Source organism: Acinetobacter sp. YH12255, from assembly GCF_013417355.1.
Classification (GTDB): Bacteria; Pseudomonadota; Gammaproteobacteria; order Pseudomonadales; family Moraxellaceae; genus Acinetobacter; species Acinetobacter pseudolwoffii.
In genome coordinates, this window is sequence record NZ_VPEC01000019.1 from 1 (window position 1) to 14,298 (window position 14,298).

The 14,298-nt window shown below is 45.0% G+C and carries 10 protein-coding genes and 4 tRNA genes; 2 read left to right on the forward strand and 12 right to left on the reverse strand.

Annotated elements, in window-relative coordinates:
* Positions 1-867: 867 nt before the first annotated feature.
* The 8 genes from FTV30_RS09380 to secA form a co-directional block, all read right to left on the reverse strand.
* Positions 868-944, reverse strand: a tRNA-Pro gene (locus FTV30_RS09380).
* Between the two features lie 17 nt (positions 945-961).
* Positions 962-1,037, reverse strand: a tRNA-His gene (locus tag FTV30_RS09385).
* A gap of 33 nt (positions 1,038-1,070) precedes the next feature.
* Positions 1,071-1,147, reverse strand: a tRNA-Arg gene (locus tag FTV30_RS09390).
* Positions 1,148-1,181: 34 nt separating this feature from the next.
* Positions 1,182-1,258, reverse strand: a tRNA-Pro gene (locus FTV30_RS09395).
* 151 nt (positions 1,259-1,409) lie between these two features.
* The gene (gene nadA / locus FTV30_RS09400; protein WP_180001490.1) at positions 1,410-2,477 is read right to left on the reverse strand and encodes a quinolinate synthase NadA; all 1,068 of its coding nucleotides are present in this window, start codon (positions 2,475-2,477) and stop codon (positions 1,410-1,412) included.
* 152 nt (positions 2,478-2,629) lie between these two features.
* Positions 2,630-3,850, reverse strand: coding sequence for a bifunctional glutamate N-acetyltransferase/amino-acid acetyltransferase ArgJ (gene argJ, locus FTV30_RS09405; RefSeq protein ID WP_074383508.1), 1,221 nt, complete (start codon positions 3,848-3,850; stop codon positions 2,630-2,632).
* A gap of 158 nt (positions 3,851-4,008) precedes the next feature.
* A complete protein-coding gene (locus tag FTV30_RS09410; RefSeq protein ID WP_005098054.1) occupies positions 4,009-4,362 on the reverse strand; it encodes a hypothetical protein in 354 nt (117 codons plus the stop codon).
* A gap of 137 nt (positions 4,363-4,499) precedes the next feature.
* Positions 4,500-7,226: a preprotein translocase subunit SecA gene (secA, locus tag FTV30_RS09415; protein WP_180001491.1), complete on the reverse strand. Its 2,727-nt coding sequence runs from the start codon at positions 7,224-7,226 to the stop codon at positions 4,500-4,502.
* A gap of 333 nt (positions 7,227-7,559) precedes the next feature.
* Here secA and FTV30_RS09420 point away from each other — a divergent pair, with 333 nt between their 5' ends.
* Entirely contained in the window at positions 7,560-8,195 is a 636-nt protein-coding gene (locus FTV30_RS09420) for a peroxiredoxin (protein ID WP_180001492.1), read from the forward strand.
* Between the two features lie 382 nt (positions 8,196-8,577).
* Here the strand turns inward: FTV30_RS09420 and FTV30_RS09425 are convergent, their stop codons facing one another.
* Genes FTV30_RS09425 through trpA form a run of 4 tightly spaced genes read right to left on the reverse strand, consistent with a single transcriptional unit; the run spans position 8,578 to position 12,596 of the window.
* Entirely contained in the window at positions 8,578-9,627 is a 1,050-nt protein-coding gene (locus tag FTV30_RS09425; protein WP_373683527.1) for an SPOR domain-containing protein, read from the reverse strand.
* A complete protein-coding gene (gene folC / locus FTV30_RS09430) occupies positions 9,618-10,901 on the reverse strand; it encodes a bifunctional tetrahydrofolate synthase/dihydrofolate synthase (RefSeq protein ID WP_180001493.1) in 1,284 nt (427 codons plus the stop codon). The genes FTV30_RS09425 and folC overlap by 10 nt, the downstream gene beginning before the upstream one ends.
* The gene (gene accD, locus FTV30_RS09435; protein ID WP_034608357.1) at positions 10,898-11,794 is read right to left on the reverse strand and encodes an acetyl-CoA carboxylase, carboxyltransferase subunit beta; all 897 of its coding nucleotides are present in this window, start codon (positions 11,792-11,794) and stop codon (positions 10,898-10,900) included. Before accD ends, folC begins: the two co-directional genes overlap by 4 nt.
* 1 nt (position 11,795) lies before the next feature.
* Positions 11,796-12,596 carry a tryptophan synthase subunit alpha gene (gene trpA, locus FTV30_RS09440; protein ID WP_180001494.1) on the reverse strand — a complete coding sequence of 267 codons (801 nt, stop codon included), beginning with the start codon at positions 12,594-12,596 and terminating at the stop codon, positions 11,796-11,798.
* A 365-nt stretch (positions 12,597-12,961) separates the two neighbouring features.
* Here trpA and FTV30_RS09445 point away from each other — a divergent pair, with 365 nt between their 5' ends.
* Positions 12,962-14,296 (forward strand): Na+/H+ antiporter NhaC family protein, encoded by a 1,335-nt coding sequence (locus FTV30_RS09445; protein ID WP_180001495.1) that lies wholly within the window; start codon positions 12,962-12,964, stop codon positions 14,294-14,296.
* The last annotated feature ends 2 nt before the right edge of the window (positions 14,297-14,298 follow it).

Genomic DNA, 14,298 nt, shown 5'->3' on the forward strand with positions numbered 1-14,298 from the left:
TTTCTGACAAATATTTCTCAAATAAACTTCGAGTCATTTCTACCATCAATCAATGAAAATAATTTCGATCGATCAACCAGTAAAAATCCACACAAGTTGTTCTTCATAATCTCTTAATGATCTTCTTTCTGATTCGTCACCAGCAAGCTAGGTCGGCTATATTACACTGAATTTCTAAAGTGTCAATCCGTAATTCAAATTAATTTAAACTTATCCAACAAAACCTAATCTTAACACTTCGTGCTAAGTTACTGTTTTATCAGAAGTTTTAATCTTCATCACTGCCGATGGATGTGCATTCTACAGGATTTCACACCCAACACAACCCCTATTTCTAAATAATTCAGCAAAAAACCAACGACTGTTTATTTATTCTACAAAAAGTGCAGGTTTTCCTATTTCCTGAGTAAAAAATATACATTCCAAGGAGGTTTATAGTGTTTATTTACTTATAAAAGATATTTCTGGTGGATTTCAGATTTATATTGTAATTCATCTTTTCTTTAGTAAGAAAAATATAGATATCAAGACTGATAAATTATTTATATTTCCCTTTTATATAAATGCTGAGGAACGCATACACTTCACCAAAATAAAATAGTATGAAAATGAGAATGCCTCAATATTCCCCCATCCTTAAACGCATCATAATCCTTCTTCAGCAAAAGACATAAAATAAAAAACCCATCTCACCTGCATAGCTATATTGAGTGAAAAATAAATTGATATAGAGATACAAGTGATTACATAAACAATTATTAAAAAGGCGACTATAAATAATATTGTGTATTTTTTATATTTATTAAATTTTAGGCATAAAAAAACCGCTTAACGCGGTATCTTTTATCTCGACCATCTTTAAGGAGATGGTCGGAGCAGTAGGATTCGAACCTACGACCCCCTGGTCCCAAACCAGGTGCACTACCAGGCTGTGCTATGCTCCGATTTCAACTTTAAAAGTTGGGGTGAATGACGGGATTCGAACCCGCGACAACTGGAATCACAATCCAGGGCTCTACCAACTGAGCTACATCCACCATCATTTTGATTCTTAACATCAAGCGACCAAATGGCGCGCCTGACAGGATTCGAACCTGTGACCATCCGCTTAGAAGGCGGATGCTCTATCCAACTGAGCTACAAGCGCGTTACTGATGCAAACATCATTTGCCTTGAAGAATTGGTCGGAGCAGTAGGATTCGAACCTACGACCCCCTGGTCCCAAACCAGGTGCACTACCAGGCTGTGCTATGCTCCGATTCATCTCAGCTTTCGTATCGAACATCGTTCGGTACGGTGTGCATTCTAGGCGTGACGCCCGGAGACGTCAACACCTATCTTAAAAAAAAACCTAAAAAACGCGCCAAGCGTTTATTTATCAAGCGCTTCAGACATTTTTTATACAAATTTTAACGTTTTAGTCCGGCACTAAAATTCAACATGCGATCTAGAGGCAGTTTTGCGCGTTCAGCCAGTACAGGATCGACATGTACTTCCTGATCCTTATGCTGTAATACATGCAAAATACCATCCAGCTCATTCATTGCCATCCACGGACAATGCGCACAAGAACGACAGGTTGCCCCTTCCCCCGCAGTTGGTGCCTCAATCAGGACTTTATCGGGAACTGCTTGCTGCATTTTATAGAAGATACCACGATCCGTAGCCACAATTAAACGCTGATGTGGCAAAGTCTGTGCGGCTTTAATCAGTTGCGAGGTACTGCCTACTGCATCGGCAATCTCAACTACAGACATGGGGGATTCCGGATGTACCAACACCGCAGCATCTGGATAGAGTGCTTTCATATTGACAATACCGCGTGAACGGAATTCTTCATGCACGATACAGGCACCATCCCAGAGCAACATTTCTGCACCGGTTTTGCTTTGGATATATCGGCCCAAGTGCTGATCCGGCGCCCAGATAATTTTTTCACCGAGACTATCCAGATGTTCAATAATTTCCACTGCACAGCTAGAAGTCACTACCCAATCGGCACGCGCTTTCACCGCTGCGGAAGTATTGGCATACACCACCACGGTATGATCGGGGTGCACATCGCAAAAAGCTGTAAATTCATCAACCGGACAACCAAGATCCAGTGAACAGGTTGCTTCCAGGGTTGGCATCAGCACGGTTTTATCTGGAGATAAAATTTTTGAGGTTTCACCCATAAATTTCACTCCTGCCACCACCAACGTAGAGGCTGGATGATCGCGACCAAAACGTGCCATTTCCAGAGAATCCGAAACACAACCACCGGTCAACTCAGCCAGTTCTTGCACTTCAGGATCGCAATAATAATGCGCCACCAAAACGGCATCCTGTTTTTCCAGCTCAGCCTTGATTTGTGCAAATTTGTCTAATTTTTCCTGCTGGCTCATTTGATGTTCTTGAGGAACGCCTAAACGATCTAAATGCGCCTGCACAATCGACTTTGCTTCATTGGCTATTAATTTGGTCGCACTATTCATAACAACTCTTACTCTACCCTAATTATCCGTTATGACACGGACATTTACCCTACACCCTAATCACAATTGGCAAAATGCCATTTTTGACCAGTCATTAAAAATCATAAGATATAAAAAAAGCCCCACAACGGAGGCTTTAGAAACGATCTGAATTATGAACGATAATCTGCATTAATCTTGACGTAATCATAAGACAGGTCACAGGTATAGACCGTGTCTTTCGCTGTACCACGTCCAAGATCAACACGAATCGTCATTTCAGCTTGGGCCATCACACCTGCACCAGCTGCTTCAGTATAGTCTGCCGCCGCACCACCATCTTTACAGATTTGTACATCATCTAACCAAACCTGAATTTTTGCAACGTCTAAATTCGGCACACCAGCATAACCAATCGCTGCCAGAATACGCCCCCAGTTTGGATCAGAAGCAAAAATCGCAGTTTTAACCAATGGCGAATGTGCAATGCTATAAGCCACATCACAGCATTCCTGAATATTAGCACCACCTTCTACCGCAACTGTAATAAATTTGGTGGCACCTTCACCATCACGCACAATCAGTTGCGCCAAGCGTTTCATGGTACGCATTAACACATCAAGCACGACTGCATAACGTGGATCTTCAGTCGAAGTAATTTCAGCCCCCCCGCCTTGACCTGTGGCAATCAAGATGCAGGAATCATTGGTTGAAGTATCACCATCGATGGTAATGCGGTTAAACGACACATTTACTGTTTCTGTTAATAACTGCTGAACCAGTTCACGGCTGATTGGAGCATCGGTTGCCACATAACCCAGCATAGTCGCCATATTTGGACGAATCATGCCGGCACCCTTGGAAATACCGGTCATGGTATAGGTGGCACCATCCAGCTCGAACTGCTCTGAAGCGCCTTTCGGTGTAGTATCTGTGGTCATGATTCCCGTTGCAGCATCGACCCAGGCATCATCACGCAATGAGTCTAGCGCAGGTTGTAAACCGCTGAGCAAACGCTCCATTGGCAATTGCTCGCCAATGACACCCGTAGAGAATGGTAAAACTTCAGCAGCCTGTACCCCTGCCAGTTCAGCCAGCTTGGCACAGGTAGCTTCTGCATTTGCCATGCCTGTAGGGCCGGTTCCTGCATTGGCATTGCCGGTATTGATCACCAGGTAACGCGGATTCCCTACCTGTAAATGCGCTTTAGATACATGCACAGGGGCTGCACAGAAGGCATTTTGAGTAAATACCCCTGCAACATTGGAGCCTGCAGCCAGTTCAAATATCACCAGGTCACGTCGGTTCTGATAGCGCACATAGGCTTCAGCCGAACCAATTTTAACCCCTTTCACCACATGCATCTGTGGCATAGATACGTCACCAACTGCCATTTTAAAGTCCAATATTGAAGTTTCGGAAAAATACAGCTTAGTTGATCTGCAACAAAAAATCGAGCCAAAGCCTGAGTCAGCTTGAGATTTATGATGGATTTTCACAATAAAAAACCAGTCATCAAGACTGGTTTCTGCATTTTAAAAAATCGGAGATTTTAATTTTTCGCAAGTTGCCCTGCTTCATTTAATAAAGCCTGCTTCGCTTGCTGCTGACTCGCAGCAGAAAGTGCCGGATTAGATGCCACAATACGATCTGCATTGGCCGCATTGGCCGGTGCGATCGCAGCGGTCTGCAACACAATCGGGCGATTCTGATTGGCAAAGGTATAACGAATCCCGGTACGCGGGCTGGCCACGGTCACTTGTTCATCTGTACGTTGTACTTGAGCTGTAGTAGAACCCACTGCTTGCTGAACTTTATCAAGTGTCGTGGTGGCTGCAGTTTCTGCAAAACTTAAAGCAGGCATGGCCAAAGCGGCAATCATGAGCGTTTTTAATACTTTTTTCATTCAGGTTATTCCACTTTTCGGTGTTGAATGAGCCATTAAATACCATTTAATCCGCAGGACTGCAAATAGTATTCAGTTTCTGAAAAATCTTTATACATAAAAAGTCAGAGCCATGTGGCTCTGATTTTCAATATCGCTTAGATTCTGCCATGACACTGTTTATATTTCAGGCCTGAACCACATGGACAAGGTGCATTACGGCTTGCCGGCGCTTCAAAGACTGGCGCTACCGGATTTGCCTCAGCATTTTGTTCAGTCGTATTTTCATGTTCATCTGCCAGTAAACCGTCGAACTCATCATGAGATAACTGCAAACGCATTGCCTCAGCCTGTGCCAGCTGCTGCGCTTCCATTTCAGCCAGCTCTTCAGGTGTTGGAACATGAATACGCGATAAATCTGTAACGACATCCGATTTGATGACACCCAGCATATTCACAAACAGGTTATAGGCTTCTTTTTTATATTCCTGCTCTGGATTTTTCTGTGCATAGCCACGTAAATGGATGCCCTGACGCAAGTAATCCATCGCTGCCAGATGTTCTTTCCAGTGACGATCCAGAGAATTCAGCATAAAGTGACGTTCAAGCGATGCTGCAGATTCCGCACCCATTTGTTCACGACGTGAACGGTAACGATTCAGTACTTCATCGCTAATACGCACCACCAATGCCTCTTCATCGAGACGACGGTCCTGTTCCAGCCATTGTGCGATAGGAAGATCCAGTGACATGTCTTCACGCAAGGCCAATTCCAGACCTTCAATATCCCACTGGTCATGAATCGATTCAGGTGGAATATAGTTGGCGATCACACCCTGCATCACTTCACGGATCATTTCTTCAATATAATCCTGCAGTGAATTTTCTGCCAGAATGTCATCACGCTGACTATAAATAATCTTACGCTGTTCGTTATTCACGTCATCGTATTTCAGCAAGTTCTTACGAATATCGAAGTTACGTGCTTCGACTTTACGCTGTGCATTCTCAATCGAGCGAGACACCATTTTGTGTTCAATCGCTTCATCTTCCTGCAAGCCCATGGCACGCATCATACCCACCACACGGTCACCGGCGAAAATACGCATCAAGTCATCTTCAAGCGACAGGTAGAAACGCGATACACCCGGATCCCCCTGACGGCCTGCACGACCACGCAACTGGTTATCGATACGGCGTGATTCATGACGTTCAGAACCGATAATATGCAAGCCACCCGAATCCAGAACAGATTGATGATTAACATCCCATTCCGCTTTCAGACGCGCTTCGTCATCGCTTGTCGGATTTTCAATTTTGGCCAGCAGCGCTTTCCAGTTACCACCCAGCAGAATATCGGTACCACGCCCCGCCATGTTGGTGGCAATGGTTACGGCACGCGGCGCACCGGCTTGCGCAATAATATCCGCTTCACGTTCGTGCTGTTTGGCATTCAGTACTTCGTGGGTAATACCGGCAGCTTTCAGCTTATCGGATAGAATCTCAGATGCTTCGATGGTTGCCGTACCAATCAAGATTGGCGCAACACCGGCTTCATGCACACGCTGAATTTCTTGAATAATCGCGTTATATTTGCCTTCACGATTTAAATAGATTAAATCGTTCTGGTCATCACGGATCATTGGACGATGGGTCGGAATCAGCACCACATCCAGACCATAAATTTCTTTCATTTCCGCGGCTTCAGTATCAGCAGTACCGGTCATACCCGATAATTTTTTATACAGACGGAAATAGTTCTGGAAGGTTGTGGTTGCCAGGGTCTGGTTCTCTGGTTGAATTTCCAGACCTTCTTTGGCTTCTACCGCCTGATGCAAACCTTCAGACCAGCGACGGCCCGGCATGGTACGACCGGTATTTTCATCGACGATAATCACTTCACCATCATTGATGATGTATTGCACGTTACGTTGATATAAATAATGGGCACGAATTGCCGCAGTCACATGATGCAACAGGTTCAGGTTTGAAGCCGAATACAGGCTCTCACCTTCAGCCAGCAAGCCCATTTCAATCAGTTCACTCTCAATGGTTTCAAAACCCACTTCAGTGATTTCAACTGAACGCTGTTTTTCATCAATCCAGAAGTGACCACCATCCGGCACTTTCTCTTCTTTTTGCGGTTGTAATTTTGGTGGAATATTATTAATGGCTGCATAAAGCTGCGAAGAGTCTTCACTTTGACCGGAAATAATCAGCGGAGTACGTGCTTCATCAATCAGGATCGAATCGACCTCATCAATAATCGCATAGGTTAAACCACGCTGCTTTTTCTCAGCCAGCGAGAACACCATGTTGTCACGCAGGTAATCAAAGCCAAATTCGTTATTGGTACCGTAGGTAATATCGGCACGATAAGCTTCCGCTTTTTCCATCGGATTTTGCATGGAATAAATAATCCCGATGCTTAAACCCAAAAATTCAAATAATGGACGGTTGAGCTCGGCATCACGTTGTGCCAGGTAATCGTTCACGGTAATGACATGCACACCCTGACCGCTGATGGCATTCAGGTAACAGGCCAAGGTACCCATCAGGGTTTTACCCTCACCGGTACGCATCTCTGCAATTTTACCTTCGTGCAAGGTAATACCACCGATCAGCTGCACGTCATAATGACGCATGCCCATGACCCGCTTGGCGGCTTCACGACAGACTGCAAATGCTTCAGGCAATAATTTATCGAGGTTTTCACCCTTATTATATCGTTGTTTGAATTCTTCAGTTTTTGCAGATAAGTCTGCATCGCTAAGGGTAGATATCGTCGGCTCGAGCACATTAATCTTGTCTACGATTTTACGCATGCGTTTGAGTTCGCGCTCATTTTTGGTACCGAAGATTCCTCCGATCAGACTTGCCAACATGAATAGACTCTCTAAATCTTGCTTGTCAAATGAATATGTTCTTAGTCGTTATTATGGTGCTAGAAATTTGAACTACAAGGGTTTTGCTATAAAACCGCTGAAAAAAATCTGATCCTGAGTTCTAGCCCCGAGATCTAAGGCAAAGTAATGTAGCAAACTTTAGCTGTGCAATATAGTCAATTAGACGACTGATTTGTTTGATTCTAGATAGATAAAACAAATCACTTATGCATTTTATTCATAAAGAAAGCTAAAAACACTATTTTTAATCATAAAAAAATTAGTTCATATTAAATCTCATCTCTACATTAAAAGACCAATTGAGGCAAAAAGATGAGTTTACGTCTAGGCGACACCGCACCGAATTTTGAACAGCAATCCAGTAAAGGCCTGATTAATTTTTATGATTTTCTGGGCGATAGCTGGGGCATTTTATTTTCACATCCGGCGGACTATACGCCGGTATGTACTACTGAACTTGGTTATACCGCAAAGTTGAAAGATGAATTTGAAAAACGTGGTGTCAAAGCCATTGCCTTATCGGTTGATGATGTTGAATCACATCATGGCTGGATTAAAGACATCAATGAAACGCAAAATACCACGGTCAATTTTCCGATCATTGCCGATCAGAATCGTAAAGTGTCTGAACTATATGACTTTATTCACCCGAATGCCAGTGAAACGCTCACAGTTCGCTCTTTGGTGGTCATCGATCCAAACAAAAAAGTACGTTTAATCATTACCTACCCTGCATCGACGGGTCGTAATTTCCATGAAATCTTGCGTGTGGTGGATTCATTACAACTCACCGACAGCCATAAAGTCGCAACACCTGCCAATTGGCAGCATGGCGATGATGTGGTGATTGTGCCATCGCTAAAAGATGAGACTGAAATTGCACAACGTTTTCCTAAAGGGTATACCGCGATCACGCCTTACCTGCGCTTAACGCCACATCCTGAGTGAGGATCAGCAAGACACTGCCTTGCCCGAACGCAAGACGAGAAGCTATGCTTCGAGCAACAAATTAAAAGGATTCCTTTTTAATTTTGCGCAACACAAGTGAAGTGCGCAGTAATAGATAAGCAGAGCACTGCTCTGTTCATAAAGAATATGTATAAGTACATCCACTCTTAACGTTGATGTATCTATATAAAAAGCAGCAAGATTAAAACTGAATTTCTAACCCGAATGACGTGCCGGTTTCGAAGTTCATCACCAGCCTATCTTTAGATAGGCTTTTTTAATCCTGAGAGTTTTGTCACCTTTTTAATTTTTGCTCCCCAATAAAAATGGATCCAGGCATAACCTGAATCCATTTTAAACCAAAGTACAGTAATACGCTGTCTTAGTTACGCTTATCTAAAGGCACCCAGTCAATCACCCAGGCAGATTTCATATTCAGACTGTCATCTGCAGCGATTTTTTTACGCGAAGCATCAGCAGTTTCCCGATCCTTTGATGGACCGACCATGATACGAATCCCTTTAGAGGTTGGACTCTTGGTCACTTTATAACCCTTGGCACGCAGTTTTGCCGCAACCGCATCTGCATTGGCTTCATTGGCTGCCAGTGCGACCTGCACCATCCACTGCTTGTCACTTTCACCTTCCAGCAATTTACGTGCCTGCTCAGCTTCTGCTTTCTTTTTGGCGTCTTCTGCTGCCTTTTTCTTGGCTTCTTCAGCCTTACGTTTGTCTTCGGCTTTACGTTTTTCTTCGGCGGCTTTACGTTCAGCTTCTTTCTTCTCGGCTGCCTTACGCTCTTCCTCAGCCTTACGTTTTGCCTCAGCCGTCTTACGTTCTGCTTCGGCTTTTTGCTGTTGCTCCAATTTACGTTTTTCTTCAGCCGCTTTGCTTTCAGCGGCTTTACGCTCCGCTTCTTTCTTGGCCGCTTCAGTTGAACTGTTGGCTTTTTGCTGCTCAAGCTTCTGCAGGGCTAGCTTTTTGTCTTGTGCAGCCTTTTCTTCAGCCAAGCGTTTCTGTTTGGCCTGTTCGTCTTCGACCAGTTCTGGTGGAATATTATCCGAGCTTTGCTGTCCCATACGATGCGCATTAAGTGCAGCATATTCTTCAGCCGCTTTACGCGCCGCATCTGCTTCTGCCTGCTGCTGCATCGCTAAAAATTCAGCCGCACGAGCCTCCTGCTCTGCCACAGATTTTTCCCGATCACGGCGTTGCTGTTCAAGTAAACGCTTTTCTGTTTCCACATCGACCGTCAAGGAACCCAGCGAATGATTCACTGCATCCTTAGTTTCCACTTCCGCAACCTGTGCCGGTTTCTGCTGACGATCCTGCTTGATTTCATCTTGACCTTTCAGGAGTAATGCTGCCAATAAAACACCACCACCGAGTAAAACAACACCGCCCATCCAGCGCTGTTTGTTATTCATTGACATTCTTCCAAATACTCCCATACCGCTTCTAAGGTATGAAATGATCCACATACCAAAATCAGCTGATTATTATCTGTTTGATCCAGTGCTGATTTAAAAGCTAATTTCACATTGTCAAATTGTTCTACCGCCTCACCGCCTAGAGCCTCAGCTAAAATTGTGAGCTCTGCCGCACGTGGGACGGATAATGGTGCAATTTTCCACAATTGAACCGTGTCTTTCAATAACTTGGTGACAGAATTTATATCTTTATCTGCCAACATTGAAAACACACAAACGATATTTTTATAGTTTTGATTGTAATTTAAATAGTTTCGCAACTGTTTCAGCAGAAACTCGACCCCATGCGGGTTATGTCCGGCATCAAAAATCACGGTTTTATTCTGGATTTGACAGACTTCAAAACGTCCCGGCAACTTTGCCGTTTGAATCCCTTGTGCCATCACATCCTGACTGACGTTTAATCCGCTCAGCAGAATGGTAGCCACAGCGGTAGAAATATTATCTAGCGCCAACGATCCTGTAGAAAGTTTTAAGGTCGTACCCGAAGAGGCAAAGACCCAGCTTTGCCCATCTGCACATGCTTCATAGAAATAATCACGATTCACCGCATATAGGGGCGCGTTGCATTGCTGAGTTTTAGCTAAAATGGCTTGTGGAATCTGTTGCTGTCCACCAAACACCACCGGAATATTCGGCCGGATAATTCCGGCTTTTTCAAAGGCAATTTTCTCGATGCTATCACCGAGCCAATCGGTATGATCCAGACCAATATTGGTAATCACTGCTACATCCGGATTAACCACATTGACCACATCCAGACGACCGCCCAGACCGACTTCCAGCACCCAGACATCACATAACTGATCTTTAAAAATCACAAAAGCGGCCAAAGTGGTCGCTTCAAAGAAAGACAGGCTCAAATCACATTCGCGACGAGCCTGATCCACCTGAACAAAAGCATCCACCAACAACTGATCTTCAACTTCAATGCCGCGCAGTTTTACCCGCTCATTGAAACGGTACACGTGTGGAGATTGATACAGTCCGACCTTGAAGCCTTGTGCATTCAAAATCGCAGCCAGTGTGGTGGTGGTTGAACCCTTACCATTGGTTCCAGCCACCGTCAGCACTTTGGCCGCCGGACGTGTCACACCGAGCTTTTCAGCCACCGGAATAACCCGTTCCAGACCTAAATCAATACCCGTAACGTGAACATGGCTCCAATAATCGAGCCATGTACTTAAAGAATCTGTTGCTAGCGGTGCTGTGTTCAATGCAGGTTCATCAATTTCGTAACAATACGGTAAACTGTATCACGTAATGCGTGACGGTGAACAATCTGATCGATTACCCCATGATCAAGCAAATATTCCGCGCGCTGGAACGGTTCTTCCAGTTTTTCACGGACAGTTTGTTCGATCACTCGTTTACCGGCAAAGCCAATCATCGCCTTCGGTTCAGCCAGATGTACATCACCCAGCATCGCCAATGATGCAGTGACACCACCGTATACCGGATGCGTCAATACCACCACATAAGGCAGGCCTGCTTCTTTTAAACGCTGGATAGCAGCCGAAGTACGTGCCATTTGCATCAAGGACAACATGCCTTCCTGCATACGTGCACCGCCTGAAGCAGCAAAGCAGATCAAGGGCTGACGGGCTTCAATCGCACGCTCTGCCGCCTGAACAAAACGGTCACCGACCACTGTCCCCATAGAGCCGCCCATGAAATCGAATTCAAATGCACAGGCAATCATTGGGACATCTTTTAGCAGGCCTTGAATCACGACCAACGCTTCGGTTTCGCCGGTTTTCTTTTGCGCTTCTGCCATACGCTCTGGATAAGCTTTGCTATCGACAAACTTTAACGGATCTTTAGCCTTAAACTCCTGACCCAGTTCAGTCTGTACCTGGTCAAAGAACCAGTTCAGGCGATCACGGGCTTTCATGCGTAAATGCTCATCACACTGCGGACAAACATAGGCATTGAATGACATCGCGGTACGGGTCACCAAAGCATGACATTCAGGACACTCGACCGTAGGCTCGGTAAATGTCGCTTTGTAGATCGTTTGCTCATCAGGTACATGAATGCCTGGAACAATGCGTTCCGTCCATGGGGTCGATGGGCTCAGAATTTTGCCTGATTTCACGGGTTGACTCATACTATAACTCATCGAGCGCTGCTCGAAGCTCCTTGACTTTATTCACCGTCGCAATAACGGCTTGTTCTGGTGCAAGCGTTGCAAACTGCTTTACAAACGCACTTCCCACAATAACTGCATCGGCAGCAACACCCATCGCTTTCGCAGATGCAGCATCGCTGATACCGAAACCTACGCCTACAGGAACATCAGTCACAGCTTTAATCTTTTGAATGCGGGCAGCGGCTTCAGAGACATCTAAAGTTGCTGCACCGGTCACGCCTTTCAAGGATACATAGTAGATAAAGCCAGTGGCCTGTTTCGCTACGTGTTGAATACGTGCATCGGTTGAAGTAGGTGCCAGCAGGAAAATCTGATCCATGTCATATTTTTCCAGTACTTCACCCAGACTTTGTGCTTCCTCTGGCGGTAAGTCCACCAGCAGCACGCCATCTACTCCACATTCGTAAGCATAAGCCACAAACTTTTCATAGCCAATCACTTCGACCGGATTCAGATAACCCATCAGCACCACAGGTGTTTCGCGATCTTTCAAGCGAAATTCTTTCACCATGTGCAGTGCGTCCAAAGTATTGGTTCCGCCTGCCAGCGCACGTTCAGCCGCTAAAGCAATTACGGGACCATCTGCCATCGGGTCTGAGAAAGGAAGTCCCAGCTCAATCACGTCGACACCCGCTTCCACCATCTCATGCAGCAAAGGCACTGTGACTTCTGGATGCGGATCACCCGCCATGACATAAGAAACTAAAGCTTTACGCTGTTGAGATTTAAGTTGTCCAAATCGTGTGGCTAAACGTGACATAGGGTGGTATTTTCCTTAACGTGTTTCAAACTTGAGGCATTGACTATGTAGAAATACAAGACATCGCATTGTAACGCTATTTTTTGTCCAATGAACAGTCTGCGATACCGACCTCGAGTACTTCATTTCCTGTGCGAAGATTTCAAAACAATTCGGAAGGGTCTATTTACGATTATTTTGATTTTTTTCACAATGATCAAAGATGCCTAATTTTGCTATTAGCTAAAATCTTGAATATTTAGATAAACTTATTTTTATCATATAAAAATTAATAAAAATGCAGATGTTAGCGCATTCATTTAAAGTTTTCTGAAATAGCAAAACCTGCTTTATACTAGTCCTATTCTCTTACTTTTTTATCTCCTATGCAGACTGATTCTGAGGCGACAGTGCAGGCACGCGCCATTGCACTGCTGCCACTTATTGTATTTTTAACCCTATTTTTGGGTAGCGGGATCTATCATTCCCTGATCGGAACCGAGTTCGCGTTCTATCAGGTGAAAGCGCCTGTGGCTGCCCTGCCTGCGATTATCTTGGCTGCATTAGTGTATCGCGGCAAACTCAACCAGGGCATTGAGGAATTCCTCAGAGGTGCCAGTCATCCGAACTTAATTCTGATGTTTATGGTGTTTATGTTGGCCGGCGCTTTTGCCAGCGTCAGTAGCGCCATTGGCAGTGTTGATGCCACCGTGCAGATGGGCTTGTCGGTGATTCCACCCACATTTATTCTGCCGATGTTATTTGTGATCTCGGCCTTTATTGCCACGGCGATGGGTACCTCCATGGGCACCATTGCGGCCTGTGCGCCGATCGCTTTTGGTTTCACCCAGGTGACCGATATCGATGTGATTTATGCCATTGGTGCAGTCGTAGGCGGTGCCATGTTTGGTGATAACCTGTCCATGATTTCAGACACCACCATTGCGGCGACCACCAGCCAACGCGTACAACTGCGTGACAAGTTCAGGGTCAATATCTGGATTGCGGTTCCTGCATCGATCGTCACTATTCTGATTTACGTGTTGAGTACTGGCAGTAGCAATGCGGTGGAATACAAGGCCTTTAACTGGCTTCTGGTTTTACCTTATATCGCCGTATTTATTTTAGCCTTTAGCCGTTTACACGTTCTGGCTGTACTGACCATTGGGGTGCTACTTTCCGGGTTGTTTGGCCTGTTTGCCACAGCTGAATTTGATCTGCTCAAACTGAATACTTCAATTTATGACGGCTTTGTCGGCATGTTTGAAGTGGCGTTATTGTCGATGTTCCTCGGTGGCCTGTCGGCAATCATGCAACGTGAAGGCGGTTTACGTTGGCTGATCGAGCGTATTTATAGCCTGACTCGTCTGTTTAAAGTCGGTCAGCAACGTGCCGGTGAAATCGGGATTAGTTTTCTAGTGGTGTTTTCGAATATCTTTGTGGCCAATAATACCGTGGCAATTATTCTGTCGGGTGATATGGCACGTGAAGTCGCCAAAGAATACGGCGTGGATCCCAAGCGTTCTGCAGCACTGATGGATATTTTCTCCTGCGTGGTACAAGGTCTGATTCCTTATGGTGCACAGTTGCTCCTCGCCTGCTCGATTGCAAAAATCTCACCGGTTGAACTGATTGGCGGCTTGTACTATTGCTGGATTCTGGCCATCTTCGCAATTGCTGCGATTGCGTTGAGATTCCCCAACCTTAAAGCAACCGCTTAATC

Bases quoted from the DNA above. Each gene is read 5' to 3' on its own strand.
- nadA (WP_180001490.1), bottom strand. From the start codon at position 2,477: ATGAATAGTGCGACCAAATTAATAGCCAATGAAGCAAAGTCGATTGTG.
- argJ (WP_074383508.1), bottom strand. From the start codon at position 3,850: ATGGCAGTTGGTGACGTATCTATGCCACAGATGCATGTGGTGAAAGGG.
- FTV30_RS09410 (WP_005098054.1), bottom strand. From the start codon at position 4,362: ATGAAAAAAGTATTAAAAACGCTCATGATTGCCGCTTTGGCCATGCCT.
- secA (WP_180001491.1), bottom strand. From the start codon at position 7,226: ATGTTGGCAAGTCTGATCGGAGGAATCTTCGGTACCAAAAATGAGCGC.
- FTV30_RS09420 (WP_180001492.1), top strand. From the start codon at position 7,560: ATGAGTTTACGTCTAGGCGACACCGCACCGAATTTTGAACAGCAATCC.
- FTV30_RS09425 (WP_373683527.1), bottom strand. From the start codon at position 9,627: ATGTCAATGAATAACAAACAGCGCTGGATGGGCGGTGTTGTTTTACTC.
- accD (WP_034608357.1), bottom strand. From the start codon at position 11,794: ATGAGTCAACCCGTGAAATCAGGCAAAATTCTGAGCCCATCGACCCCA.
- trpA (WP_180001494.1), bottom strand. From the start codon at position 12,596: ATGTCACGTTTAGCCACACGATTTGGACAACTTAAATCTCAACAGCGT.
- FTV30_RS09445 (WP_180001495.1), top strand. From the start codon at position 12,962: ATGCAGACTGATTCTGAGGCGACAGTGCAGGCACGCGCCATTGCACTG.